27 protein-coding genes are annotated in these 25372 nt (G+C 39.7%); 16 read left to right on the top strand and 11 right to left on the bottom strand.

The window, feature by feature from the left end:
- Positions 1–90 precede the first annotated feature (90 nt).
- The 6 genes from ACYVM0_RS06655 to ACYVM0_RS06630 form a co-directional block, all read right to left on the bottom strand.
- On the bottom strand, positions 91–720 hold the full coding sequence (locus ACYVM0_RS06655; protein ID WP_460554364.1) for a DUF4294 domain-containing protein: 630 nt from the start codon (positions 718–720) through the stop codon (positions 91–93).
- Between the two features lie 126 nt (positions 721–846).
- Positions 847–1662: a copper homeostasis protein CutC gene (locus tag ACYVM0_RS06650; RefSeq protein ID WP_460554361.1), complete on the bottom strand. Its 816-nt coding sequence runs from the start codon at positions 1660–1662 to the stop codon at positions 847–849.
- Between the two features lie 41 nt (positions 1663–1703).
- Entirely contained in the window at positions 1704–2723 is a 1020-nt protein-coding gene (locus ACYVM0_RS06645; protein ID WP_460554358.1) for a N(4)-(beta-N-acetylglucosaminyl)-L-asparaginase, read from the bottom strand.
- A gap of 33 nt (positions 2724–2756) precedes the next feature.
- A complete protein-coding gene (locus ACYVM0_RS06640) occupies positions 2757–4145 on the bottom strand; it encodes a Gfo/Idh/MocA family oxidoreductase (protein ID WP_460554355.1) in 1389 nt (462 codons plus the stop codon).
- A gap of 28 nt (positions 4146–4173) precedes the next feature.
- A complete protein-coding gene (locus ACYVM0_RS06635; RefSeq protein ID WP_460554352.1) occupies positions 4174–4479 on the bottom strand; it encodes a phosphoribosylpyrophosphate synthetase in 306 nt (101 codons plus the stop codon).
- Between the two features lie 31 nt (positions 4480–4510).
- Positions 4511–5734, bottom strand: coding sequence for an MFS transporter (locus ACYVM0_RS06630; protein WP_460554349.1), 1224 nt, complete (start codon positions 5732–5734; stop codon positions 4511–4513).
- A 198-nt stretch (positions 5735–5932) separates the two neighbouring features.
- On the opposite strand from ACYVM0_RS06630, the gene rnr reads away from it, so the two are divergent.
- Positions 5933–7960: a ribonuclease R gene (rnr, locus tag ACYVM0_RS06625; protein WP_460554346.1), complete on the top strand. Its 2028-nt coding sequence runs from the start codon at positions 5933–5935 to the stop codon at positions 7958–7960.
- A 4-nt stretch (positions 7961–7964) separates the two neighbouring features.
- Positions 7965–8930 (top strand): polyprenyl synthetase family protein, encoded by a 966-nt coding sequence (locus ACYVM0_RS06620; RefSeq protein ID WP_460554343.1) that lies wholly within the window; start codon positions 7965–7967, stop codon positions 8928–8930.
- Here the strand turns inward: ACYVM0_RS06620 and ACYVM0_RS06615 are convergent, their stop codons facing one another.
- Positions 8931–9491 carry a hypothetical protein gene (locus tag ACYVM0_RS06615; RefSeq protein WP_460554340.1) on the bottom strand — a complete coding sequence of 187 codons (561 nt, stop codon included), beginning with the start codon at positions 9489–9491 and terminating at the stop codon, positions 8931–8933.
- Positions 9492–9562: 71 nt separating this feature from the next.
- Here ACYVM0_RS06615 and ACYVM0_RS06610 point away from each other — a divergent pair, with 71 nt between their 5' ends.
- The 4 genes from ACYVM0_RS06610 (at position 9563) to ACYVM0_RS06595 (ending at position 14615) form a co-directional block, all read left to right on the top strand.
- A complete protein-coding gene (locus ACYVM0_RS06610; RefSeq protein WP_460554337.1) occupies positions 9563–11332 on the top strand; it encodes an APC family permease in 1770 nt (589 codons plus the stop codon).
- 66 nt (positions 11333–11398) lie between these two features.
- A complete protein-coding gene (locus tag ACYVM0_RS06605) occupies positions 11399–12412 on the top strand; it encodes a Smr/MutS family protein (protein WP_460554334.1) in 1014 nt (337 codons plus the stop codon).
- Positions 12413–12631: 219 nt separating this feature from the next.
- Positions 12632–13681, top strand: coding sequence for a hypothetical protein (locus ACYVM0_RS06600; RefSeq protein WP_460554331.1), 1050 nt, complete (start codon positions 12632–12634; stop codon positions 13679–13681).
- A gap of 112 nt (positions 13682–13793) precedes the next feature.
- The gene (locus ACYVM0_RS06595) at positions 13794–14615 is read left to right on the top strand and encodes a dienelactone hydrolase family protein (RefSeq protein ID WP_460554327.1); all 822 of its coding nucleotides are present in this window, start codon (positions 13794–13796) and stop codon (positions 14613–14615) included.
- A gap of 73 nt (positions 14616–14688) precedes the next feature.
- Here the strand turns inward: ACYVM0_RS06595 and ACYVM0_RS06590 are convergent, their stop codons facing one another.
- Both ACYVM0_RS06590 and ACYVM0_RS06585 read right to left on the bottom strand, forming a co-directional pair.
- Positions 14689–14967 carry a hypothetical protein gene (locus tag ACYVM0_RS06590; protein ID WP_460554324.1) on the bottom strand — a complete coding sequence of 93 codons (279 nt, stop codon included), beginning with the start codon at positions 14965–14967 and terminating at the stop codon, positions 14689–14691.
- Between the two features lie 116 nt (positions 14968–15083).
- Positions 15084–15698, bottom strand: coding sequence for a pseudouridine synthase (locus ACYVM0_RS06585; protein ID WP_460554321.1), 615 nt, complete (start codon positions 15696–15698; stop codon positions 15084–15086).
- Between the two features lie 251 nt (positions 15699–15949).
- Between ACYVM0_RS06585 and ACYVM0_RS06580 the strand changes: the two genes are divergently transcribed.
- From ACYVM0_RS06580 to ACYVM0_RS06545, 8 genes are all read left to right on the top strand, one after another.
- Positions 15950–16414, top strand: coding sequence for an OB-fold protein (locus ACYVM0_RS06580; protein WP_460554318.1), 465 nt, complete (start codon positions 15950–15952; stop codon positions 16412–16414).
- Between the two features lie 31 nt (positions 16415–16445).
- Complete coding sequence (locus ACYVM0_RS06575; protein WP_460554315.1) at positions 16446–16994, top strand: YceI family protein; 549 nt, start codon at positions 16446–16448, stop codon at positions 16992–16994.
- A 172-nt stretch (positions 16995–17166) separates the two neighbouring features.
- Positions 17167–18262 (top strand): peptide chain release factor 2 gene (gene prfB, locus ACYVM0_RS06570; protein ID WP_460554312.1). Its coding sequence is split into 2 segments (ribosomal slippage): positions 17167–17226 and positions 17228–18262, totalling 1095 coding nucleotides; the frame shifts between segments, so codons are not numbered across the junction.
- Positions 18263–18340: 78 nt separating this feature from the next.
- The gene (pruA, locus tag ACYVM0_RS06565) at positions 18341–19975 is read left to right on the top strand and encodes an L-glutamate gamma-semialdehyde dehydrogenase (protein ID WP_460554309.1); all 1635 of its coding nucleotides are present in this window, start codon (positions 18341–18343) and stop codon (positions 19973–19975) included.
- A gap of 75 nt (positions 19976–20050) precedes the next feature.
- On the top strand, positions 20051–20560 hold the full coding sequence (pyrR, locus tag ACYVM0_RS06560; RefSeq protein WP_460554306.1) for a bifunctional pyr operon transcriptional regulator/uracil phosphoribosyltransferase PyrR: 510 nt from the start codon (positions 20051–20053) through the stop codon (positions 20558–20560).
- Between the two features lie 135 nt (positions 20561–20695).
- Positions 20696–21622: an aspartate/ornithine carbamoyltransferase family protein gene (locus ACYVM0_RS06555; RefSeq protein ID WP_460554303.1), complete on the top strand. Its 927-nt coding sequence runs from the start codon at positions 20696–20698 to the stop codon at positions 21620–21622.
- 91 nt (positions 21623–21713) lie between these two features.
- Positions 21714–22193 (top strand): pantetheine-phosphate adenylyltransferase, encoded by a 480-nt coding sequence (gene coaD, locus ACYVM0_RS06550; protein ID WP_460554300.1) that lies wholly within the window; start codon positions 21714–21716, stop codon positions 22191–22193.
- Positions 22193–22624, top strand: a complete 432-nt coding sequence (locus ACYVM0_RS06545) for a hotdog family protein (RefSeq protein ID WP_460554297.1) — start codon at positions 22193–22195, stop codon at positions 22622–22624. Before coaD ends, ACYVM0_RS06545 begins: the two co-directional genes overlap by 1 nt.
- A gap of 51 nt (positions 22625–22675) precedes the next feature.
- Here ACYVM0_RS06545 and ACYVM0_RS06540 read toward each other — a convergent pair whose 3' ends face one another.
- Positions 22676–23305: an NUDIX hydrolase gene (locus ACYVM0_RS06540; RefSeq protein WP_460554294.1), complete on the bottom strand. Its 630-nt coding sequence runs from the start codon at positions 23303–23305 to the stop codon at positions 22676–22678.
- Positions 23306–23348: 43 nt separating this feature from the next.
- Here ACYVM0_RS06540 and pyrE point away from each other — a divergent pair, with 43 nt between their 5' ends.
- Both pyrE and ACYVM0_RS06530 read left to right on the top strand, forming a co-directional pair.
- Entirely contained in the window at positions 23349–23981 is a 633-nt protein-coding gene (pyrE, locus tag ACYVM0_RS06535; protein WP_460554291.1) for an orotate phosphoribosyltransferase, read from the top strand.
- Between the two features lie 28 nt (positions 23982–24009).
- Positions 24010–24378 (top strand): heavy-metal-associated domain-containing protein, encoded by a 369-nt coding sequence (locus tag ACYVM0_RS06530; RefSeq protein ID WP_460554288.1) that lies wholly within the window; start codon positions 24010–24012, stop codon positions 24376–24378.
- A 58-nt stretch (positions 24379–24436) separates the two neighbouring features.
- Here ACYVM0_RS06530 and ACYVM0_RS06525 read toward each other — a convergent pair whose 3' ends face one another.
- Positions 24437–24841, bottom strand: coding sequence for an LEA/WHy family protein (locus tag ACYVM0_RS06525; RefSeq protein ID WP_430989879.1), 405 nt, complete (start codon positions 24839–24841; stop codon positions 24437–24439).
- Between the last annotated feature and the right edge of the window lie 531 nt (positions 24842–25372).

Genomic DNA, 25372 nt, shown 5'->3' with positions numbered 1-25372 from the left:
TAGTAAGCTGGTAAGTAGTAAAGCCAATTGAAATCTGAGGGTGCCGCCTCACGTCTCACGCCTCACGACTCACGCCTCACGTCTCACGTCTCACGACCCATAGCCATACATCCGCCTTACTTCCAGTACAATCTTCTCAATGGCAGCATCCTCGCCGGTGGCATCATAAGGTTGCTTTAAATTACTATCGAAAAAAAAGGCCACGGTTTGATAAAAACGTGCCGTAAAACCTCCTTTGTAATCCTTGATGATCTCATAGCAGTTATTGCCGGTTTCCCGGTTGATCAGCTTCATCAATACTTTGCCCTGGTAAACCGATAAATTGGTAAGCGGGTCGGTAAATTCTTTTTTTAATTCCTTCTCCCTCGATTTGATATACTCTTTACGGGCAGACTTGTCGCTGATATTGGTAAGTTTAAGATTGATATCGTTTAACACGGCACCGGCACGTTTGGCATAGGGATAAGTAACATACACAGCATTTCTCAACCTCGTCCATTGGGCGTTTTTATTTGCCTGGTCGCCTTTTAAGAAACCTACCACAGCAACATCATACAGGGTTTTTGCTTCAATGGTATCGCCATTGTAAATAACAGCGCCCACCACAAGGGTATCATTAGAAACCGCTTGTGCAATTACGCTATTGCCCCTCATTGCAAATAATACAATAAATAACAGTACTATTAATTTAACCGGTATGGCGTTGTTTTTAATTTGCATTGAAGCTGAAATTACTAAGCATCTGCTTTACTAATACGGATAAGATGCTTAAAGTAACCCTAAAGTTTATTAATGAGGCATATTTTTAATAAAAATGTGGCAAAACCGGCTTAAAAAGTCAGCTTTCTACGCTTGCTGATAGCTTTTTAACAGTGCTGCAATAGTTGCTACTTCTTTACCGTCTGCCATTACCGTGGTAAGCTCTTCTTCCATTCCTGCTACCACAAAATCCATTGCGGTAGCTTCAAAAATCCGGGCAGAAGTATGAAACTCAGCCGCCCCGGTAATGGTTGCCACTTCAATGACATTGGAAGACCGCAGACCGCTGCCCGGCATAATAACGATTCTTCCATTGGCTTGTTGTACCAGCCGGGCAATCAGTGGTGCACCATCAAGGCAGTTGGGTACAAGGCCGCTGGTTAAAATTCTTTCGCAACCGGTCTCAATAATATCTTCCAAAGCTTTAAAGGGATCATTCACCCTGTCGAACGCCCTTTGAAAAGTAACTCCCATGGGATAAGCCAGTGCTACTAATTTTTTGCTTCTTTCCTTATCTACCGAACCGTCTTTGTTTAACATGCCTATCACCACCCCATCACAGCCCAGTTGCTTACACATTTGCACATCAGCCTGCATGATCTCAAAATCAGCATCACTGTATAAAAAATCGCCGCCCCGTGGACGGATCATGCAGTATAATTCAATATGTAATGCAGCCCTTGCCGCTTTAATAAAACCATAAGAAGGAGTGGTACCGCCATCGCCAGGGTTATCACATAGTTCAATACGTGTGGCACCCGAAGCCTGTGCTATGTGGCAGCTTTCTATGTTAAAGGCAATTATTTCGAGCGTGTAGCCTTGCCCCAAACCCTTCCGGGAAGAATCGGTATAAATGTCTGGCCCTTCAGCTCTTTTAGTATCGGCGGGGTGTGCATGTTCCATTGTAAACGTTAATGCTTAAGGTATCAAGTCCCTTTAGGGATTTAGGGCAAGAGAAATTTTGATTGGTGAATTTGATTTTCATTACCGCTTTTTACACTGAATACAAATCCTTTTTGAATGGCATAAGCACCGTATTGGCCTTTTTTATTCAATGCTAAAAATCCTACCTGCAAGGTTTTTGCTTTGGCCGGATCTCTTTTTACAATTCTTTCCACTGCTTTTTTGCAAGCCATTTCAGGTGATAATCCCTGGCGCATAAATTCCACTACCAGGTGCGTTCCGCAAATTCGTATCACTTCTTCGCCGGTACCACTGCTGGTGGCAGCGCCTACTTCATTATCTACAAATAAACCGGCGCCAATGATGGGGGAGTCTCCCACACGGCCGTGCAGTTTAAAAGCCATACCGCTGGTGGTAACGGCACCGCTTAAATTACTGTTGGCATCCATGGCCACCAACCCCATCGTATCATGATTGGGTGTGCCATCATCAAAAAAATTAGGCGCAAAAGGGCCATTGCCCTGTTTTCTTTCTATATTGATGATGGGTTTATATTCGCTATGTTTTAACCAATCGGTATAAGCTCTTTTGGCATCCTCCGAAAGTTCACCACTTTCCAAAGGGAAACCATTTTCAACAGCAAATTGTTGTGCCCCTGCACCTACCAGAATTACATGCGGTGTGTTTTCCATTACTTTACGGGCAACAGAAACAGGATGTTTTATTCTTTCAATACCTGCAACAGCACCGCAGTTGGCATGTTCATCCATAATGCAGCTATCAAGTGTAACAATGCCATCCCTGTCGGGGTAACCACCAAGGCCAACACAACAGTTGATCAGGTCTTCAATCTGCCTGGCACCGGCTTCCACGGCATCTAATGCACGGCCTTTGGCAGATAGTATTTTCCAGGCTTCGGCATTTACTGCCATGCCACTATCCCAGGTAGAAACTACAATGGGTTTTGTCGTACTCTCCAAACCGTTAGCCAGCGTTTTTTTTGCGGCAAGCAGGGGGGCGGTTAATGCCGAGAGCTGTAAAAATTTTCTTCTGTTGATCATTGGTATACTATATTCCTTAAATAATGAGGTGAATTAATATTCGTCATTCAAAGCAAAAATCTGTTTTCTCGTCTTCCATTTTCCCTTTGTAAAATCAGGGATATTCTGCAAAGCACCCCCTTCCATAATTGATTTTTCGCTCAATGGAGTTATACTATACCAGGTGGCATAATCATACACATCCAGAGGAAAATCAGCACCACGTTTAATACATTCAATAAACGCATGGTCAACAAAAAAATCCATCCCGCCATGGCCGGCACCTTCTGCCTTGGGCCCGTATTTTTTCCACAACGGATGATCATTATCGGCTAACCATTTTTCAGTACCATCCCATTTATGGCTGTGGTTCATTTGCTTTTGAAAATAGATGAAGCCCTGTTTATTGCCACCACTTCCATAATCCTGCCATAATCCTTCGGTACCCTGTACACGAAAACCTAAGTTGTAAGGGCGTGGAGACGAAACATCATGCGTTAATAAAATAGTTTCACCATTGGCACATTGCAATTGTGTGTTTACAATATCACCGCATTTAAAATTTACTTTGGCATTAGGGTGATCGGGGCCGCCTTTGGGGTGTTCTACTATATATTTATGCAAACCCCTTGCCTTGGTGGCAATAGAGGAAAGTTTAGTTAAACGGTTACCCTTATTGATATCCATCATTACGGCAACAGGGCCAAGGCCGTGTGTAGGATACAATTCTCCGTTACGTGTTCTGTTATGTTCCGTACGCCATTGTGCTTCGCTATAAGCATTTTTGCCAAACTCCACACCGCTGTCGTAGGCCGTTACGCCATCATTAAATAATACGCCTCTCAGGTCATGTTCGTAACCTCCCTGCCCGTGCAATAATTCGCCAAACATACCTTGCCGCACCATATTTAAAACGGCCATCACATCACGGCGGTAGCAAACATTTTCCATCATCATCAGCGGTACTTTGGTTTTTTCAGCAGTGTTTACCACATCCCAGCATTCCTGTAATTTAATGGCACCACACACTTCCACACCAGGTATTTTTCCTGCATTCATAGCATCAATAGCCTGTATGCTATGCCATTGCCACGGGCTGCAGATCATCACCGCATCCACGTCATCACGTTTCAATAAATTTTTATAATCGGTGTCGCCGTTTTTATAAATGGCCGGCTCAGGACGGTTATATTGTTTAAACACTTTTAATGCCTCATCAATACTGCGTTGCTGCGGATCGGCAATGGCCGTGATCTCCACATCTTCTCTTTGTAAAAAATTACCCATGTGCTCGTGCGAACGAAAGCCGGTACCAATGATACCCATACGCACCTTATCTTTTTTTACATTACTGAATGCTTTGATGGAATTAGTGAGCGTTAACGCAGCTCCTGTAAGAGCAGAGGTTTTGATAAAATTTCTGCGGTTGAAATTTACTGGCATATGCAATCTTTAGAATTATAAATGAAAATTATTTGTGCATGGATAATTTCTGTATCATATCGGTGGAAATGCTTTCGGCATAGGTACCAAATGCACTGATCATACTGCCTTTTACTTTGCCATCCTTTGATTCAATAGCATATACCACATCCTCATCATCGGGATTGGTATCACCTTCAAAACGGTACACCTCTACAATTTCAAATTCGTGAGGGTTTAATACGGTTTCATTTTTAGAACAAACGATCTTATCGAAAGCGATATTAAAATCTACTTGGTAGCCACGGGCTTTTAAATCTTTTAATGCGTCTGTTACGGTATCGTATGAATTCATGATAATTTTTTAATAAAGTTAGTAAAACTTTTTATAAGGGGTCAGGCGGTTTAGAACCGTGAGACCCCTTATAACCCGATAAATAAATTATAACTATCAATGTTATGGCTGCTGTAATTAAAAATGTGGCTGATCCTCCAAAATTATACCACAATAATCCGCAAATACTGCTTGCAAGTAATGCGGCAATACTTTGAAAACCGGTATAAGTACCAATAGCAGTAGCGGTTTCACTTTTATCGGTAATATTACTGATCCATGCTTTAGCAATGCCTTCTGTTGCTGCAGCATACAAACCATACAATGCAAACAGTATAATAAAAATGACGATATTATTATTGAAAGCAAAGCCTGTGTATACTATCGCAAATATTAATAATCCAAAAAGCAATACTTTTTTTAATCCTAATTTATCAGCAATAATACCGGCAGGGTACGCCAGCAAAGCATAAATAAAATTATAAAAGATATATACGCCAATTACAGCCGTATCATTCAACCCGCTTTCTTTCATTTTTAATAATAAAAAAACATCGCTGCTGTTGAATAAGGCAAAAAGCAGTAACCCCATCACCAGTTTTTTATATTGCGGAGAGCTGTTTTTCCAATAAGAAACGAAACTGAAGATACTTACTGGTTTTGCGTTTGGTGGTCTTTTGTTTACCGGTTTAGGCTTTTCCTTTATCAGTAAGGTGCAAAGAATGGCCAATACACCCGGACCGAATGCAATTACAAAAAGTGTTGTATAGTCACCAGGATGAAAATATAAATATGCCAGTGCAATAGCCGGGCCAAATACGGCACCCAGCGTATCCATGCTGCGGTGAAAACCAAAAACGGTGGCCCTGGTGGCTGCTGTGGCTTCATCGCTTAATAATGCATCTCTTGCGCCGGTCCTGATGCCTTTGCCCAGGCGGTCGAGGGTTCTTACAAAAAAGATCCACAACGGGAAAACAAATATTGCCATTAACGGTTTACTTATAGCACTTAGCCCATAGCCTGATTGTACAAAGGGCAGGCGTTTGCCTTTGCTATCGCTGAGCTTTCCAAAATAAGGTTTGCTTAATCCGGCCACGGCTTCGGCAATACCTTCCAAAATGCCAATGAATATTACAGTAAAACCAATTTTTTTCAGGAACAAAGGCATTACAGGGTATAGCATTTCACTGGCCACATCAGTAAACATACTTACCAGCGAAAGTATCCAGATGGTTTTGGTAATAATGCGTTTTACAGGATGATTTTGAACTTGCAATGAGGATGCTTTTTTTCGAATGTAGCAATTTGTTGGTACATTGCAGAAGTTTTTGCCAGATTGCCACTGAGGCACAGAAAATACAGGTTTACCAGGCTCCCATAAAAATTTCCCAATGGTTTGCTGTTAAAAAAGATCAGAAATGATACTGTGGATAATGAAGTGTGACAATTTATGGCAGGTATAAAAGAAAAAATTATGAGTAAAAATACAAAACCATCCAGGAGTTCATCACAAATGAAAACGGTAAAAGGAACACTGGATATTTCACGAAGCGGTATTGGCTTTGTGGCAGTTGAAGGAATGGATAAAGACGTGCTGGTAAGGCCTAATGATTTTAACCGGGCCTTTCACGGAGACACTGTTAAAGTGCAGATCGCTAAACACAGTATGCCCGGCAAACGCATTGAAGGAAAGATAACCGAAGTGGTGGAAAGAAAACAATCTGAATTTATTGGCAACCTGCAGGTAAGTAAGGCTTTTGCTTTTTTTGCTGCGGATACCGAAAAACCAATGCCTGATTTCTTTATCCCGATAGAGAAGTTAAATGGCGCCACCGATAACGACAGGGTAGTGGTTAAATTAACCAAATGGAATAAAGATGATAAAAAACCCGAAGGCGAAGTGGTAACAGTGATAAAGGCAGAAGATATGAATGATTTTGCGATGAAGGAATTACTGATAGATGCCGGCTTTCCTATTGGATTTGATGAAGCGGTGATGAAGGAAGCCCTGGAGCTTTCGGAAAACATTACCCGATTGGAATTGGTAAAAAGAAAAGATTGCAGGGATATTCTCACTTTTACTATTGACCCTGTAGATGCAAAAGATTTTGATGATGCCATCTCTGTAAGAAATTTAGATAATGGTAATTATGAAATTGGTGTACACATTGCAGATGTGAGCCATTTTGTAAAACCCGGTTCTTTGCTGGATAAGATTGCTTACGAAAGAGCTACCAGCGTGTATTTGCCGGATAGGGTAAACCCGATGCTGCCCGAAAGGATCTCCAATGAATTATGTTCTTTGCGTCCGCACGAAGATAAATATACTTTCTCTGCTATATTCCAGATCAATAACCGTGCAGAAATAAAACATAGCTGGATCGGCAGAACGGTCATCCACAGTAATCACCGTTTTACTTATGAAGAGGTGCAGGAGATCATTGAGAAAAAAGATGGATTGCATTACAAGCCCATCATGTTGCTGAACGACCTGGCACAAAAATTCCGCAGGGAAAGATTCAGGAAAGGTGCCATCAATTTTTCCTCACAGGAAGTGCGTTTTCAACTGGATGAAAAGGGAAAGCCTATTGGCATTGTGGTAAAAGAAAGTAAAGATGCCCATAAATTAATTGAAGAATTCATGTTGCTGGCCAACAGAACGGTGGCGGAGTACATTGCAAAAATAAAGATCAACAAACAGCCGGTACCATTTCCTTACCGCATACACGATACACCGGATGATGAAAAACTAAAACCATTTGTGGCATTTGCCAAAAAATTTGGTTATTCATTTGATATGCATGATGAAGCGGCAGTTGCGGCATCATTTAATAAACTATTGAAAGAGGTACAGGGTAAACCGGAGCAACATGTGCTGGAGCAATTGGGTATACGCACCATGGCAAAAGCCATTTATACTTCTGAAAATATCGGCCACTATGGTTTGGGCTTTGAACATTACTGCCATTTTACCTCACCCATACGCCGGTACCCGGATGTGATGGTGCACAGGATCTTACAGGAATGCTTAGACAAAAACCTGAAGCTGGACAAGAAGATGGAAGAAAAATGTAAACACTGCAGCGAAAGGGAACGCAAGGCAATGGAAACAGAAAGAGCAGGCAATAAATACAAGCAGGTAGAATTTATGCAGCAGTATTTAGGTGAGGAATTTGAAGGTATCATCAGCGGTGTGGCTTCTTTTGGATTTTTTGTAGAAACGGTATTGCATAAATGCGAAGGTATGGTTACAGTAAGAGACCTGAGTGAACATGATGATTTCAGGCTGGATGAAGCGGATTATGCACTGGTGGGTTTAAGAACAAAACGTAAATTCAGAATGGGAGATAAGGTGATGATAAAAGTGGTGGCAGCTAATTTAGGCAAGCGCCAGTTGGATTATCATTGGGTGCCAACGGTTAGTAAACCAGCAAAAACTGTAACCAAAGAATCAGCAAAAGCGCCAGCAAAAGCCAAGGCAACAACAAAAAAGAAGAAATAGTACAATGCATAGTTTTTTAGAACTCTCTAAGCTATTTGAAGAAAAATTCAATGTCAGGCATTTCCCCGGTCATACCGAAACTTTATATGAACCTGCACAATATATTTTAGGTATTGGTGGTAAAAGAATACGCCCTGTATGTGTATTGCTGGCTAATGAATTGTTTGACGACATTACGGCTGATGCTTACCATGCCGCAACAGCAATAGAACTCTTTCATAATTTCAGTTTGATACATGATGACATTATGGACAAGGCACCGGTACGCCGTGGCATGCGGACAGTGCACATGAAATACGGTGAATCAACAGCCTTGCTTGCAGGTGATGTAATGTTTGTAAAAGCCTATGAAAATTTAAATAAGATACAGCCTGCCAACCTGCAGAAAGTATTACATCTTTTTAATGTTACTGCAGCCCAGGTTTGCGAAGGACAGCAACTGGATATGGATTTTGAAAAAAGAGATACCGTAAGTTTTGAGGAATATGTAAAGATGATCACGTTAAAAACTTCTGTATTGGTGGCGGCAAGTTTACAGCTTGGTGCTATACTCGGCGGCTCCGGCGAAGGCAATCAAAAACACTTATATGAGTTTGGGAAAAACCTCGGCATAGCCTTCCAGGTGCAGGATGATTATCTAGATGCTTTTGGTGATCCTGATAAATTTGGTAAACAAATTGGAGGCGATATCCTGGCCAACAAAAAAACTTTTTTATTGATTCATGCATTGGAAGTAGCCACTGCAGAAGACAAAGCAGCTTTATTACAACTGATGATTGATAACCCTGCTGACAAAGTTGCAAAAGTGTTAGCCATTTTTAAGAAATGTAAAGTGGATGAATGGGCTAAACAACTACAGGAAAATTATTTTCAAACAGCTTTACAGCATTTGGAAGATACTGCCGTACTTTCTGCACGTAAAAAACCATTAATGGAACTTGCACAGTACCTGATGGTGAGGGAGAGTTGATTAATCAGTTTCTCTCTCAAGCTGAATAACATGATGTAGTTTAAAAAATATACAAAGAATGAATTCCCAATTCGGATCATCTTCTAATACAATAACACCTTCTATATTTACGAAATAAATCCAACGGTACCATTTCCTTTTGATTTTATTAATAAGCATTGATAATATAGTATTGCTGGTGCCGGTATATATATCAAATCTTAAATCGTATCCATAATTTTTATTGAATACAGTTTTAATACATTTGTAATAGTTTAAAGCTAATGTTCTGTAAATAAAATTATGGCTAATTAAACCAATACAAGTATTTGTCTTTCTATCGTAAATTTTAAGTTGGTTATTATTAAATGTCCCTTCTCTCCTCAAGATTAGTTTTGTTCCTTCAAATTCGCCAATAGCCACCTGAATGTTTACTTTATTATAGATATCGTCCTTATAAATAACATAACCTGTTTTGTTATTGCAATAAAAATTATACTTTCTTCCCTTTATTTTCCCAAAACCATGCTCCGGCAAAGAATCTGCTTTAACTGTTTCACTATACCATTCAATTTTATACATGTACAAATTTTATTTTCAGTATCAATATTATTAATTATTTTGGATTGTTAAACTACAAAACCAAAACTAATATGGCTAATTCTTTATTCCGCACAAAAAAAATAGAAAATATTTTAGCCGAAGGCAGCGATGATCCTCACGGCGGTGGCGGATTAAAAAGAGTACTCACCTTACGTGACCTTACATTTTTTGGTATTGCTGCAATTTTAGGTGCAGGAAGTTTCAGCAGCCTTGGTGGAGCAGTGTTTCATGGTGGTCCCGGTGTAATCGTTTTATTTATCATTACGGCAATTGCCTGCGCATTTACCGCGTTTTGCTATAGCGAATTTGCCAGCCGTATTCCTGTTGCAGGTAGTGCATACACATACGCCTATGCCAGTTTTGGTGAATTATTTGCCTGGATCATTGGTTGGGCACTGATAATGGAATATTCTATCGGTAATATTTATGTGGCTTTCAGCTGGAGTGATTACTTCACTTCTTTTCTTGATAAATTAGGAGAGATCATACATATGAACCTGCATGTGCCAGATTATTTCAGCAACAGTTACTCCGAAGTAAAACACGCCATTGCAGATGGCAGCACAAATCCTGAAATATTAAATGCATGGAATAATGCGCCTGTTATCGGCGGTTTAAAAATGATACTGGATATTCCTGCTTTAGTGATCAACCTGCTCATTACCTATCTTGTTTTCAGGGGCGTAAAAGAAAGCCGCAATTTCAGTAATGTAATGGTTATTCTTAAACTGGTTGTAGTGGCGCTTATAATAATTGTGGGAGGGTACCTTGTCTTTTCAACCGGCTCTACACACAACTGGTTGCCACCCGATGATAAAGGCGTAAGAAGTTTTATGCCTAATGGATTTGGCGGTGTAATGGCTGCCGTAAGCGGTGTGTTTTTTGCTTATATCGGTTTTGATGCAGTAAGTGTGCTGGCAGAAGAAAGTAAAAATCCGCAACGGGATTTACCTAAAGGAATGATTCTTTCCCTGGTTATATGTACGGTAGTGTACATCTTATTAACGCTTGTTTTAACCGGTGCGGTTAACTACAGAAATTTTGATGGTGTAGGTGATCCGCTGGCTTTTATTTTTGAAAAACAAAATTTAAATGTGGGTTGGATGCAATTCTTTGTTGCCATTGCTGCAGTAGTAGCCATGACGAGTGTATTGCTGGTATTTCAAATGGGGCAGCCACGCATCTGGATGAGTATGAGCCGCGATGGCTTAATGCCCAAAGTGTTTCAAAAGATCCATCCCAAATACAAAACGCCCTCTTTTGCAACTATTATTACCGGGCTGGTTGTAGGCCTGCCTATTTTATTTACCGATAAAACTTTTGTGCTCGACTTTACCAGTATTGCTACATTATTTGCTTTTGTATTAGTGTGCGGTGGGGTATTATTAATTCCACGAAGAGAGAAAGAGGCCGGACGCTTTCATATACCGTTCATTAACGGACAGTTTATTTTTCCCATAATTGTTATTGCAAGTATCATCACTGCAGCCTTGCTTTCAAAACATTATTTTTCTGACATGTTCAATTTTGATTTTAGTACTAATGAAGATTATGTGAAAGATAAGATCAGCTTTATGGATGCCGCAACGCCTAATATATCACTCATTATTTTCTGGATCAGTGCGGTTTTGCTGAGTGTGATCACTTTTGTAAAAAAATATTCCCTTATTCCTTTAATGGGCCTCATAACCTGTATGTACCTGCTAACCGGTATGACAAAGAGCAACTGGGCCTGGTTCCTGGGCTGGCTGGGTATAGGTTTGATCATTTATTTTTTATACGGATACAAGAAAAGCAAACTGGCGCAAACCAATCCTTAAATAAGATTTAATTAACCGGGGTTATCAACTTTACGCAAGTTGGTAACCCTTTTGTATTTTTGCACTATGAAATACGAAGTAGGAGATGCCATTACCGTGCTGCTCACCAACGAAGACGGTAAAGTGGTAGAGATAATGAACGAAAAAATGGTGATGATTGAAGTAAGAGGTGTAAGGTTTCCGGCCTATACCGACCAGATTGATTTCCCTTATTTTAAAATGTTTACGCAAAAGAAAGCGCCCGAAAAAAAGAAAGTGTTTATAGACCAGGTGCGTAAAGAAAAAGCCACTGTAAGAACAAAAGAAGGCGATGGCATTGTACTCTCTTTTCTTCCCGTATTCAGCAAAGATGTATTTGACGATGATGTGGTAGAGAAATTTAAAATTCATTTGCTCAATCATACTGAAACAGCGTATACTTTTACATATAATCTAATGATCGGAGGTAACAGTGTTTTCCAATTAAAAAATACTGTAGAACCACTCTCGGATTTTTATCTGCATGATGTGGATTTTGAGGAACTGAGCGATAGTCCGCGATTTGACTTTGAATTTGGATTAAAGGAACCTGATAAAAGAAAAGCGCCTTATTACGAAGTCTCACTTAAATTAAAAGGCAAGCAAATATTTAAAAAGATAGAAGAAATTCAACTGAAGAATGAGCCTACTTTCGGGTATCTTTTATTTGATACCTACCCCAACAAAGTGGATGAAGAAATAGTTGACCTGAGCAGGCTGGGTAATGCCGGTTACCGTGTATATGACGTTGGTAAAGTAAGAGAAAATTTAGAACCGGCACGTACCGTTGTTGACCTGCACATCGAAAAATTAACCGATAGCTGGAAACACCTCAGCAATTTTGAAATACTTACCCAGCAATTAAAAACCTTTGAAAAATATTACGACCTGGCAGTGGCGCACCGTCAACCAATGCTCACCATTATACATGGTGTGGGCACCGGTAAATTAAAAGATGAGATACATGAAAGCCTCCGGTTAAAAAAAGAAGTAAAATCTTTTGTAAATCAATATAATCCCTTGTATGGATATGGTGCAACAGAGATTTATTTTCAATATTAACCACTCTTTACTGTAATTGCTATTGCCTTTATAGGGTTTTTAATAAATATGTTTTTATTTTGCCGGAAATGCCTATTTTCGTTGTTCAAAATTTAGCTACCAAACCAGCAAAAGTTTAGTACCCCCCATTGAAGATTGCTTCCCAAAAAAACACAGTATTGTTAGTCAGGTTACAGCGTAGACTATAAAACTGCAACCAAACCCTTAAAAGTTTTTATTTTGAAAAGACTGCTACTATTTTTATGCTTACTGTTTTTGGGGCAACTTGCTATCGCACAAATGGCGGCGTTAAATCTTTCCGAACTATCGTACGTGCCCAAACAAAAATTTGATACTTATATCTCCAAAAAAGGATTTGCTTTTGTAGGTACATCCTATAAAACGGATACCATCGCAAGAGACTTTGATTACAAACGCACTCCAAAAGATACCATACCGGTGCAAAGAACAGTAACCAGCTTTAGTACAAAAGAAGATTTTTGCCTCGTTTACAGAACTACTTCTACCGACGAATTTCAAAAAATAAAAGCCGATATTAAAAAAGAAGGTTTTTTTTGTAACCGGGAAAAAGATTCATTAACTGCTCCCTTCTTACTATACCAGCATAACGATGTAACCGTAAATATTTCTTCTAAAACTATAGACACGCTAACTGAATATTCATTTACCGTAAGAAAGCAGGAGTTGCCCAAACCTAAGGAAATTTCTTTTGCAGAAGACCTTTCCGTTTTTAATTCGCATGAATACCTGCGTTTTTATTTTGGCGAACAGAATGTAAAAAAAGATATCTATTATCTGTCCGATCAAAAAGTAGGCAAATGTTCAGTGCTGTTTCCTAACACCAACCGGCAGGTGGTTTTTTTATGGGATGACGAGGCGAATAACTGCAATCTTTCTAAAATTTATATTGGCGGCCAGCTAATGGCAGAAAGTAATTTACAATACGAAAATAATATTCCCGAAAACCTTTGGCGGCTTAAAAGCGGTATCAGGCCGGGCATGAGTTTGTACCAGTTAAGAAAACTAAATGATGCCGCATTCAATTTTAACGGCGGCAATTCATCCAATACCGGTATGGTAGCTACTGACAGCACAGGCAAACTGGATTTTAAAAGAGAAAGCGTTATACTTGGCTGTATGAATTGTACCGACCCTGCATTTTCTAAAAAGAAGATCATGAATTCAGATGATGCAATTGAAGAAGAGCGGATACTTTTTGTGCAGACCATCATACTGGAGCCCGTTAAAATCAAACCGGCGGAAAAATAGGTATGTTGGTCGCTTTACAATATTCCAACATCTTCAAATAATTCTTTTCCATTCTCATTTTTTTGGTGAACTTTATTCTTCGTTTTTCGTTTTTATCAGTAAACTAAATACAATGAGATATATTTCCATCGTTGTTGGTGCAGCATTATTCTTATCAGCCTGCAATAACAACAGTTCAACTCCCGAAAAAGAAATGACAAAAGCACCGGTAATTGTAGCATCCGACGTGAGCTACGGAACAGATACTGCAAAGCTTACCGGTTTTGTAGCCTATGATTCAGCCTCCACTGCAAGGCGCCCTGTGGTATTGATTATACACGAATGGTGGGGATTGAATGATTATGTAAAAAGCCGGGCCAGGCAATTGGCCGGGTTAGGTTACCTGGCCATTGCGGTAGATATGTATGGTGATGGTAAAATGGGCAACGATCCAACAGAAGCCGGCAAACTGGCTGCGCCTTTTTACCAGAATCCTGCATTGGCAAAAAGCCGCTTTGATGCAGCTTTAGCAAAAATAAAGACCTATGCCCAGGCCGATACTACAAAAATTGCAGCCATTGGTTATTGCTTTGGTGGTGCAATGGTATTAAATATGGCAAGATTGGGAGAGCAGCTCAATGGGGTAGTGAGTTTTCATGGTAACCTGGTTGGTGTGCCTGCTGATAAAAATTTACTGAAAGCAAAAATATTGGTTTGCCATGGTGCAGATGACCAGTTTGTAAAACCCGAAGAAGTGGCCACATTTAAAAAACAAATGGATTCTGTTGGTGCAGATTATACCTTTAAACAATATGCAGGAGCCACACATGCATTCTCTAATCCGGCTGCAACAGAATGGGGGCAAAAATTTAAAATTCCTATCGCATACAACGCTGCAGCAGATTCCACATCATGGAACGATATGAAAGATTTTTTTGGAAAGATCTTTAAATAACAAGAGGTCTTCTGTATAAAACAAAACTGGTTCAGTATAAATGCTGAACCAGTTTTTTATGTGCTTGTTGTTCTTAATTGGTATTTGTACTTAACTCTTCCTCAATTAATTTTTGAAAATTGTTCTCATTTTCCAATATCCATACCGGCAACTGGGTTTGGGCGATCTTCCAGCCGGTATCCAGCTTCTGCATTTCAAAAATAATGCGGTTCCCCCTGTCGTCGGTAACATTTACAGAACAGATATCTTTTTGCGAAGGGCTAAAATGATTTCTGAAATTAAACTCTCTTAACCGGCCTTCGGCCTTGATTAATTTGGTGAACTGTACGTTTTTAAAAAATTGCAACTTCATGTGTAAGAATTTAGACTGCCCAGGGACTGATAAAGTTGCAATTTCGGTGCCATTTCCCGTTAAAAAGACAGAACCCTTCAAAATGTGCAAAAAATTAACAAGTTGGCAGTTTTGCTTTACCCGGCGTCGTAATTTCCTATCTTCAGCAGCCGGAAAAATTCTGATTCACCAATCTCTTTTACCCTGCCCGCTTCCAGCCCGTCAAGTGTAAGATCTTCAATGCTTATCCTTATCAGCCGCTTCACTTTATGCCTGATGGCGCCGATCATTTTTCTTACCTGGTGATACTTGCCTTCTGTAATGGTAATTAAAAGCCATGTGTATGGCATGTAGGCAGTCACCCTTTCTGCCATTACGCAATACGCCTCAGGATTTTCCACGATCATCACGTCACATGGTGCCGTTGTGTACGATATACCGGTTTTTATTTTAAAATTCACACCCGTTTGCAGGCGACGCAGGTTTTGTACACTTATACTATTATTGATCTGTACTAAATAAGTTCTTTTATGCGGTGTGTCGCTTAAAAACAACAACCGGGTAACTTTTTTATTGGTAGTTAATAACAGCAATCCTTCAGAGTCATTATCCAGCCTGCCAATAGCATGCGTGCCCTCGGGAAAACTAAAATCAAGATCACCCAATAAACCAACTTTATGGGTGCTGATAAACTGCGACACCATATTAAAAGGTTTATGTAAAACAAAGTACCGATTAGCTCCGGGCTCCATAACAAATTTTATAGTGCAAGTTCTGTTTTTTAACAATAAAGTAAACCCTTCAAAAAATAATTCCTGCAACTTTGGTTTAATTCTTGTAAACTGAAACTGATGTAAACCAATAAGGTAGGTAAAGTTGAAGGCTAACAGGGTAAACAGTGTTAACAAGCGGCCGTTAAAATGTTGAAAAATTAGTAAGGCAATTGAATAAATGATGTTTAAACATTGTATATTTGCTATTATTATACAAAAACAGTAGACTTATGAGTGAGCTGAAACGTAAAAGAAGTCCGTGGATAAAAAGAATTTTAATAGGGGGATTGGTATTGTTAATTGCCGGGGGAATAGCAGCGTGGCTCATTCTTACTGAAAAATTTACTGATACCACAAAACGTGAAGCTGCTTTTACTGTAAATGCTATGGACCTGTTGCAGGAGTTTCAGAAAAGCGATAGTCTGGCCAATATAAAATATGCGGAAAAAATAATTACCGTTAACGGAAGAGTAACAGAAACCGAAGCTGCAGATACAACTATCAACATTAAAATGATTGATACAGCTACTTCGGCGTATATCATTTTTGCGTTTCAGCAACAACATCTTGCAGAAGCCAAACAATTAAAAGAAGGCGATAGTGTATCTATCAAAGGCTCCTGCAGCGGTGGTACTTACAGCGATATCCTGTCAACTGAGTTTGTGACTTTTAAACGCTGTGCAATTAATAAATAAATTTTTAAAACAAATAAAATCAAACAAACAAATGAAAAAATCAATTCTCTTCTTAGCACTTGTAAGCGTACTCGGTACAACTATTGCACAAAAGAAAAAAACAACTACTTCTGCTACCATCAGCTTTGATGCAACCACTAAACTGGATGCATTGCCTAAAGGTGATAACAAAACTGTTGTAGCAAGCCTGGATACCAAAAGCGGTGCTGTAGCTTTTGAATCTGTGGTAAAAAGTTTTTCTTTCAGCAACCCAAAAATGCAGGAGCATTTTAACAGCCCGATGTGGATGGATTCCGACAAATTTCCAAAAGCAACTTTTAAAGGCAAGATCACCAATGTTGCAGATGTAAAATTCACAACAGACGGTACTTACAGTGCAACTGTTACAGGGGATCTTACTATACATGGCGTAACAAAGCCCGTTAGCACAACTGCATCTGTAGTAGTTAGCGGTAAAACTGTTACTACCACTTCTAATTTTGTAATTGCATTGGCAGATTATGGCGTAAACGGTGCTGCTATTGGCGCCGGCAAGGTTTCTTCCGATCCTAAAATTACTGTTGTAGCAGAATTTAAATAAGTAAACTTTTTTACCATGTCCCGTAAACAAACCCGTTTTGTTTACGGGATTTCTTTTTCTAAACCCCTAAACCCCTAAACCCCTAAACCTCTAAACCCCTAAACCCCAATCCCTAAACCCCAATCCCTAAACCCCTAAACTTCTAAACCCATAAATTTCTTACTTTTGCACCATGACAATTGAACAAATAAAGGCTCTGAGAGATCGCACAACGGTTTTGAAGAGATTTCTTTGACGTAGATAACAGGGAAGCTAAAATAGCAAACGACAAACAACTTTCTCTTTCGCCGGGCTTTTGGGATGATAATGCCCGTGCCACTTCTATTTTAAAAGAAACTAAAGTAAATGAGTATTGGGTAAACCTCTATCACACCGTAGATACAGCGGTGGAAGATTTTGCGGTACTATTTGAATTCTGGAAAGCCGGCGAAGCTACCGAGCAGGAAGCAAAAGAAGCTTTTGATGCGGCTGTTGTAAAAATTGAAGAAGCAGAATTTAAAAGTACCCTTAACGAACCTGAGGATGAACTGCCGGCCATGTTGCAAATAAACAGTGGTGCAGGGGGGACCGAAAGCCAGGACTGGGCAGAAATGCTGGCCCGTATGTTCAGGATGTACGGCGAAAAGCAGGGCTGGACTGTAACCGAAATGGACTGGCAATGGGGCGACGGCGCAGGTATAAAAACCTGTACCTATAAATTTGAAGGGCCCTTTGCCTATGGCTTTTTAAAATCAGAGAGTGGTGTGCACCGCCTGGTGCGTATTTCACCTTTTGACAGCAATGCAAGAAGGCATACTTCTTTTGTATCGGTAAACGTGTATCCATTGGTGGATGATACCATCAACATCGAAATCAATCCTGCCGATGTAAAAATGGAAACCAGCCGAAGCGGCGGTGCCGGCGGACAAAACGTAAACAAGGTAGAAACCAAAGTACAATTAACGCATATTCCTACAGGTATAGTGGTGGTTTGCCAGCAAGACAGAAGCCAGCTGGGCAACCGTGAGCTGGCCATGCAAATGCTGAAAAGCCGTTTATACGAAATGGAATTGCAAAAGCGCAACGCCATTAAAGATGCCGCCAACAGTAAAAAGAAAAAAATTGAATGGGGCAGCCAGATACGCAGTTATGTTTTTCATCCCTATAAAATGATCAAAGACCATCGTACCGATTATGAAGTAGGTAATGTGGGGCCGGTGATGGATGGGGAACTGGATGGATTCATTAAAGCCTACCTGATGAGTGAGAAGGAAGAGCAAAGCAGTTAATGTGCTGTACAAATTGTAAATGCTACCTTTGCGCAACATTAAAATCGAACAGTATTTAAATATCAAAAAATCATTTTTATGCAATACGGAGATTTTTATTACCCCATGCCGGCAAACGAGCCCGTTCTTTCCTATGGTCCAGGTTCTGCAGAAAAGAAAAGATTAAAGGAAGTTTTAGCAGAACTGAAAAAAGAGCAGGTAGATGTACCAATGTACATTGGTGCCGATGAAGTACGTACCAGTAAAAAAGTGGCTATGCATCCGCCGCACCAGCGTAAACATGTACTGGGATATTTTAATGAAGGTGATGCAGGCCATGTAAAAAAAGCTATTGCCGCAGCATTAAAGGCAAAGGACAAATGGAGCAACATGAGTTGGGAAAACCGTGCAAACATATTTTTAAAAGCAGCCGATCTGTTAGCCACAAAATACCGTCCTTATATTAACGGTACTACCATGTTAGGGCAGAGTAAAAATGCTTTCCAGGCAGAGATTGACAGTGCCTGCGAGTTAATAGATTTCTTACGTTTTAATGTTCATTTTCTTAGTGATATTTATCGTCAGCAACCCATCAGCGGCGCTGGTATGAACAACAGGATGGAATACCGACCCCTGGAAGGATTTGTATTTGCGTTAACGCCTTTTAACTTTACAGCTATTGGTGGTAACCTGCCAACATCTGCTGCCATGTGCGGTAATGTGGTGGTATGGAAATGTGCCAACACGCAGGTATACAGCGCACAAATGTTCATGCGTATTTTAAAAGAAGCCGGTTTGCCCGATGGTGTTATCAACCTTGTTTTTGTTGAAGGGCCTGTTGCAGGGGATGTGATTTTCAATCATCCTGATTTTGCCGGCATTCACTTTACAGGAAGTACAGGTGTATTTAATTTTATGTGGAAAACGATTGGTGCTAATATGAGCATGTATAAATCTTATCCGAGAATTGTGGGAGAAACAGGCGGCAAGGATTTTGTGATTGCACATAAATCTGCTAACCCCGATGTAGTAGTGGCAGCATTGGCCCGTGGTGCATTTGAATACCAGGGACAAAAATGCAGTGCTGCATCAAGAGCCTACATCCCCTCTAACATTGCAGCAGAAGTAAAGAAAAAATTAGTAGCAGAAATAAAAACCATGAAAATGGGAACGGTGGAAGACTTTACTAATTTTATCAATGCAGTAATTGACGAAAAAAGTTTTGATAAATTAGAAGGCTATATTAAACTGGCTCGTAAAAGAGATAGTAAAGCAAAAATTTTAGTAGGTGGTAAATGTGATAAAACAGAAGGTTACTTTGTTGAACCAACCGTTATTGAAACTACCGATCCTACATACATAACCATGTGCGAAGAATTATTTGGCCCCGTGCTTACTTTATATGTGTATGATGAAAATAAATTTGAAGAGGCATTAAAATTGGTAGACAGCACTTCTCCTTATGCATTAACCGGTGCCGTTATTGCGCAGGACAGGTATGCTGTGGAATTGGCTACCAGTAAACTCCGCAACAGTGCTGGTAATTTTTACATCAACGATAAACCAACCGGTGCTGTTGTAGGCCAGCAACCTTTTGGCGGTGCCAGGGCAAGTGGTACCAATGATAAAGCAGGTTCTATCTTAAACTTATACCGCTGGTTAAGTGCCAGAACAATCAAAGAAACATTTAATCCGCCAACAGATTATCGTTATCCGTTTTTACAGGAGAAATAATTATTAAAGTCCTCTTTAGCGAGGACTTTTTTTATCAAAGAATAACAGATAAATTCGCTTTGTAAATATTTTATTTTGAAAATCATCTTAGATAAACAACAATTACATCTTACCATCTCCAGGCTGGCACACCAGCTTTTAGAAAATCATTTGGATCTTAACGATGTGGTTTTTATTGGCCTGCAACCGAGAGGGGTAAAAGTGAGTAACCTGCTGGTAGAAAATATCCGGAAGTTATATCCGGCAGAAAAAGTACAATATGGTATTTTGGATATCACATTTTATCGTGATGATATCAGGAACGAATTGCACGTAGCTAATAAAACAGATATCCCGTTTTCTATAGAAGGCAAAGAAGTTATTTTGATGGATGACGTTTTATATACCGGCAGAACCATCAGGGCTGCATTGGATGCCTTGCAGGATTTTGGCCGTCCGAAAAAAATAGAGCTTTGTGTATTGGTGGACAGAAGGTTTAACCGGGAGTTGCCCATTCAACCGGATTATTGCGGTAAAGCAATAGATACCGTTATCTCACAAAAAGTAAAAGTAGAGTGGGAACGGGAAGAAGTGGTTTTATATTAATGAATAATGAGTTAATGGATAATGAATAATGTTGTAAACCTGAAGCATTTTGTAAAGAAGATAAAGCCTTGAAATGAAAAAATTATCCGTTATTAATTATTCAATTATCCATTATTACTATAACTTCGCTGCTTAATGCAACTATCTACTAAACACTTATTAGGCATTAAAGATCTCACTCCCCAGGATATTTCCATTATTTTATCTACCGCCACAGAATTTAAAGGGGTTTTACAACGACAAATAAAGAAAGTACCTTCCCTGCGGGACGTAACGATTGTAAATTTATTTTACGAGAACAGCACCCGTACCAGGATATCTTTTGAACTGGCAGAAAAAAGATTGAGCGCCGACACTATTAATTTCACAGCTTCAGGTTCATCAGCCGCAAAAGGAGAAACATTGCTGGACACAGTGAACAATATCCTTAGCATGAAAGTGGATATGGTGGTAATGCGGCACAGTGCCAGCGGAGCACCACATTTCCTGGCCAAACATATTCCTGCTGCCATTGTAAATGCAGGAGATGGCATCAATGAACATCCTACACAGGCTTTACTGGATGCTTTTTCAATACAGGAAAAATTAGGGTCGCTGGAAGGAAAGAAAATTGTTTTGATCGGTGATATTATGCACTCCCGTGTGGCACTCAGCAATATTTATTTATTAAAAAAGATGGGGGCCGAAGTGATGGTAGCAGGCCCGCCAACACTAATACCCAAATACATCAGCGAAGCATTGGGTGTAAAAGTAGAATACAATTTAAAGAAGGCTTTAGGATGGTGCGATGTGGCCAACGTATTGCGCATTCAGCTGGAAAGGCAAAACCAGGTATTGTTCTCTTCCTTACGGGAATATAACCTTGCCTATGGCGTTAGTAAAAAATTATTAGATGGGTTAAAAAAAGAAATTGTGATCATGCACCCGGGCCCCATTAACAGGGGAGTGGAAATAGACAGTGATGTGGCAGACAGCAATCAATCCATCATTTTACAACAGGTAGAAAACGGCGTGGCAGTGCGGATGGCAGTGTTATACCTGCTTTCGGGAAGTAAGTCTTAAACTATTAGATTTAGATTGACGATTGCAGATTTTAAAAACTACGATCGCTAAAAATCATCAATCTGAAATCTGAAATTATAAATCTACAATCATGCCTCGTATTTGCTTGTTCCCCGGAACCTTTGACCCTGTTACCTTAGGGCATATCGATATTATTGACAGGGCCCTGCCGCTGTTTGATAAATTGATTGTGGGTATTGGCCGCAATGTAAACAAAGCCCCCATGTTCAGCGAAGAACAAAGGTTGCAATGGCTCAGAGAAATATACAAAGACGATCCCAAAGTAGAAGCCGTAGTATATGATGGATTAACAGTGGATTGTTGTAAAACTGTTGGCGCCAATTTTATTTTAAGAGGTATCCGTTACGTAAACGATTTTGAATACGAAAAAGCCATTGCAGATATGAACAGGAGTTTAGATGGCCATGTGGAAACCATCTTTCTCACCTGTCTTCCGCAATTTACTTCTGTGGCATCTACATTGGTACGTGATGTATTGCGCAATGGCGGCGATGTATCACAATTTTTACCGGCCCCGGTAAATCTTTCTATAAAAAACAGCGTTAAATAATGGCGGCTATCTGGTTTAATAAATCACTGTCTTTGCCGGATATTCAACCACTCGGCCCCGCTACCATGGGCGAACATTTAGGTATGGAATGGGTGGCTATTGGGGATGATTTTCTTAAAATGAAAATGCCGGTGGATAATCGCACCAAACAACCTTATGGGCTATTACATGGCGGTGCTAGTTGTGCATTGGCTGAAACCATTGGCAGCATTGCCTCTCATTTTGTAATTGACTCTGATAAATTTATTTGTGTAGGCCTCGAAATAAATGCCAACCATGTACGTGCTGCAAGAGATGGTTATGTTACAGCCACCTGCACACCTTTACACATAGGCGCTTCCACACATGTATGGGATATAAAAATTCATGATGAAAGAGAGAAACTGGTTTGCATAAGCAGGCTTACAGTAGCCATTCTTAAAAAGCCGTAATCCTAACCCCCTAAACTTCTAAACCTTCTAAACCTTCTACCCCTAGACCAATCACGGCTCATCAAAAAATGTTCTCAAAATATCTTTTATAGAAGGATAAGTATTGGCAATGGGTTCCTTAATATTTCTTGTAGGCACCCATTTTATAGCCGTAATATCTTCTTCAGTTTGCGGAACCAGTTGTTGTGCAGCAGGGCAGGTCATATAATACCAGTGTGTAACCTTTAAAAAATGTTTGCCAAATGCATCGTAGGTATGGTAGGTTTCACCGATCTTTTTCTTCAGTTTTAAATTGATTACCCCGGTCTCTTCTTCCACTTCTCTCAAGGCTGCTTCATCCGGCTTTTCGCCTTTTTCTATTTTTCCCTTGGGCAGGTCCCATTTATCCAGGCGGTAAATAAACAGCAATTCTTTCTTTGTGTTTTGCACAATGCCACCTGCAGCTTCTATCAAAGTAAAGTTTTTAAAGAATACTTTTTTCAGTTGCTCCAGGTCTTTATTCCATAATACACCGGCATGAAATTCTTCTTTTTTTATTTCGTGCAGCAACGATTTTATGGCGGGATTAGTGATCTCGTCTACAAAAACGGCATCCGGGTGATGGAGTATCTGGTTCAATTCGGTATCGATATCATCACAAAGAAAAACAGGTTTATCGCCAAAGTATATCTTGATGTGCATAATAATATTTCAAATTTTAAATTTCAACCGTCAAATTTGCAACATGACAAATGAAAAAGCCGTTGCTGAAAAGCTCTTACAAATTAATGCAATTAAATTAAGTCCGCAACAACCTTTTACCTGGGCCAGCGGATGGAAAAGCCCCATTTACTGCGATAACCGCAAAGTATTATCCTTTCCCTATATCAGGGATTTTATTAAAAGCGAAATGTGCAGTGTAATATTCGAAAAATTTCCTGATGCCGATATTTTAGCCGGTGTGGCCACAGCGGGTATTGCCTGGGGGGCCATGGCTGCCGATCAGTTAAAACTGCCCTATGTTTACGTCAGGCCAAAGCCAAAAGAACATGGATTAGGCAACCAGATTGAAGGGAATTTAGAAAAAGGGGTGAAAGTAGTGGTTATAGAAGACCTTATCTCCACCGGTAAAAGCAGTTTGCAGGTTTGCGATGTGCTTAAAGCAGCGGAAGTGGAAGTAATTGGGATGGTGTCCATCTTTACCTATGGCTTTAGTGTGGCCGATAAAGCTTTTGAAGCAGCTGGAATTCCCTACCGGTCGCTAACCAATTACCCAACTTTGATTGAACTGGCGATAGAAAAGGGAATAATTTCTGCAGATCAGCAAAAAACCTTGTTAAATTGGAGTGCAGATCCGGCAAATTGGTCGGGGAATTAATAACTTTATTTCAAAATCAGCATCATTTATGAAAAAACTATTCTTGGGAATGGCAACTTGCTTTCTTTTTTTAGCGGGTACTGCCCAGATAAAAACCTCCGATAAGGCCATTATAGCTTTACCAACACTTCAAAATTGCGATAAATGCAAGGACCAGATCGAATTCTTTATCAGCAAAACGGAAGGAGTTACAGCCATAAAAGTGGACCTGAAAAAGAAAACAGCCACCGTTTCGTGGCTTACCGACAGGACAAATAAAGAGTATATTAAAACAGCAATTGCCAATCTCGGCTTTGATGCAGACGATATAGAGGCCGAGGAATTTGCCTATAAAAGATTACCAGCTTGTTGTAAAAAACCAGCAGAAGCACCCAAACCCGGAAACCCAAAAGGGTAAAATAAAATAGCTTAAACGTAGCAAAAAGCATCAACCAGGGGTTGGTGCTTTTTTGTTTTTAGAAAGAAAATGTCTGCTTACCCTCGTAATTCACATTAAAACTTTTGTATACATTCGCCTTCCCCAGCTTCACTTTTCCAACCACTCTTACCAAAACCTCTTTGCCAAAAAGTGCCGGGATAGCATTTTTATAAGCATTTTTCATGTCTACCTCAATGCTCAGGGGAAGGGTAAATTCGGCCCTCCTGGGGATGTTGATCTGGAAATCCTGTGCGGTATGGCCCAGGTAATTACTATCAATATAAACGTCAAGATCGGTGCGTTTTAACTGCAGCCCGAAATTATTGGGGTTGTAATAAACCAGGTCAACCTTAAAGGTAGAGGTGGAAAATCCCAGTTTTTCTGAGCTGAGGTTTTTAAAATCCCGGTACTCCAGTTCCTTTGGTTCTTGACAGGATGTCATAAATAGCAGGGCCACAGAAACGGCTAGGAGGAGGGGGGAGAATTTAAAGGACATAGTTACTAATTATTTGCTGATGTTCGATTGTACGCAAAGTAAGATAAAGTTTAGCAAATAGTGGTTGTAAACTTGTACAAAAGTTTTGCTAAAGCAATTAGGTTATTGTTAAAAGAGAGATAGTTTTTTCAGACAATTTTTTTGATACTATCTTTAGTACAAATAAAATAGAATAAAAAATTGTTTATTAATTATTTATAATTTCTATCTAATAATAAAAATTATAAATTTAATCCGTAAAACATCCAATTTTTTACCATAAAGCGAATACGCTGGTATTTTGCTTTTTTAATTTAGTAAATTATTGATTTTTAATTTTTTATGTAATTTATAGGATATTTAATTTTATTAAATACTACATATTTAATAAAAACAGTACCTGTTTGACTCTAATTCACAGACGAATTAAATAGATTTTCAGAGCAGGGAAAAATATACTGGTAACCCGGGCAAGACCGCTGGCTGGAAGTATAGGTT

The sequence above is a fragment of the Ferruginibacter profundus genome, assembly GCF_054783275.1.
This window is presented reverse-complemented; position numbering and strand designations above follow the sequence as displayed.

Coding starts and splice junctions, on each gene's coding strand:
- ACYVM0_RS06590 (WP_460554324.1), bottom strand. CDS start 14,967: ATGAAGTTGCAATTTTTTAAAAACGTACAGTTCACCAAATTAATCAAG.
- ACYVM0_RS06620 (WP_460554343.1), top strand. CDS start 7,965: ATGCATAGTTTTTTAGAACTCTCTAAGCTATTTGAAGAAAAATTCAAT.
- ACYVM0_RS06555 (WP_460554303.1), top strand. CDS start 20,696: ATGCAACTATCTACTAAACACTTATTAGGCATTAAAGATCTCACTCCC.
- ACYVM0_RS06540 (WP_460554294.1), bottom strand. CDS start 23,305: ATGCACATCAAGATATACTTTGGCGATAAACCTGTTTTTCTTTGTGAT.
- ACYVM0_RS06595 (WP_460554327.1), top strand. CDS start 13,794: ATGAGATATATTTCCATCGTTGTTGGTGCAGCATTATTCTTATCAGCC.
- ACYVM0_RS06580 (WP_460554318.1), top strand. CDS start 15,950: ATGAGTGAGCTGAAACGTAAAAGAAGTCCGTGGATAAAAAGAATTTTA.
- pyrE (WP_460554291.1), top strand. CDS start 23,349: ATGACAAATGAAAAAGCCGTTGCTGAAAAGCTCTTACAAATTAATGCA.
- ACYVM0_RS06610 (WP_460554337.1), top strand. CDS start 9,563: ATGGCTAATTCTTTATTCCGCACAAAAAAAATAGAAAATATTTTAGCC.
- ACYVM0_RS06640 (WP_460554355.1), bottom strand. CDS start 4,145: ATGCCAGTAAATTTCAACCGCAGAAATTTTATCAAAACCTCTGCTCTT.
- ACYVM0_RS06645 (WP_460554358.1), bottom strand. CDS start 2,723: ATGATCAACAGAAGAAAATTTTTACAGCTCTCGGCATTAACCGCCCCC.
- ACYVM0_RS06585 (WP_460554321.1), bottom strand. CDS start 15,698: ATGGAGCCCGGAGCTAATCGGTACTTTGTTTTACATAAACCTTTTAAT.
- pruA (WP_460554309.1), top strand. CDS start 18,341: ATGCAATACGGAGATTTTTATTACCCCATGCCGGCAAACGAGCCCGTT.
- ACYVM0_RS06605 (WP_460554334.1), top strand. CDS start 11,399: ATGAAATACGAAGTAGGAGATGCCATTACCGTGCTGCTCACCAACGAA.
- ACYVM0_RS06655 (WP_460554364.1), bottom strand. CDS start 720: ATGCAAATTAAAAACAACGCCATACCGGTTAAATTAATAGTACTGTTA.
- ACYVM0_RS06575 (WP_460554315.1), top strand. CDS start 16,446: ATGAAAAAATCAATTCTCTTCTTAGCACTTGTAAGCGTACTCGGTACA.
- ACYVM0_RS06635 (WP_460554352.1), bottom strand. CDS start 4,479: ATGAATTCATACGATACCGTAACAGACGCATTAAAAGATTTAAAAGCC.
- ACYVM0_RS06615 (WP_460554340.1), bottom strand. CDS start 9,491: ATGTATAAAATTGAATGGTATAGTGAAACAGTTAAAGCAGATTCTTTG.
- coaD (WP_460554300.1), top strand. CDS start 21,714: ATGCCTCGTATTTGCTTGTTCCCCGGAACCTTTGACCCTGTTACCTTA.
- ACYVM0_RS06530 (WP_460554288.1), top strand. CDS start 24,010: ATGAAAAAACTATTCTTGGGAATGGCAACTTGCTTTCTTTTTTTAGCG.
- ACYVM0_RS06650 (WP_460554361.1), bottom strand. CDS start 1,662: ATGGAACATGCACACCCCGCCGATACTAAAAGAGCTGAAGGGCCAGAC.
- ACYVM0_RS06525 (WP_430989879.1), bottom strand. CDS start 24,841: ATGACATCCTGTCAAGAACCAAAGGAACTGGAGTACCGGGATTTTAAA.
- ACYVM0_RS06545 (WP_460554297.1), top strand. CDS start 22,193: ATGGCGGCTATCTGGTTTAATAAATCACTGTCTTTGCCGGATATTCAA.
- rnr (WP_460554346.1), top strand. CDS start 5,933: ATGAGTAAAAATACAAAACCATCCAGGAGTTCATCACAAATGAAAACG.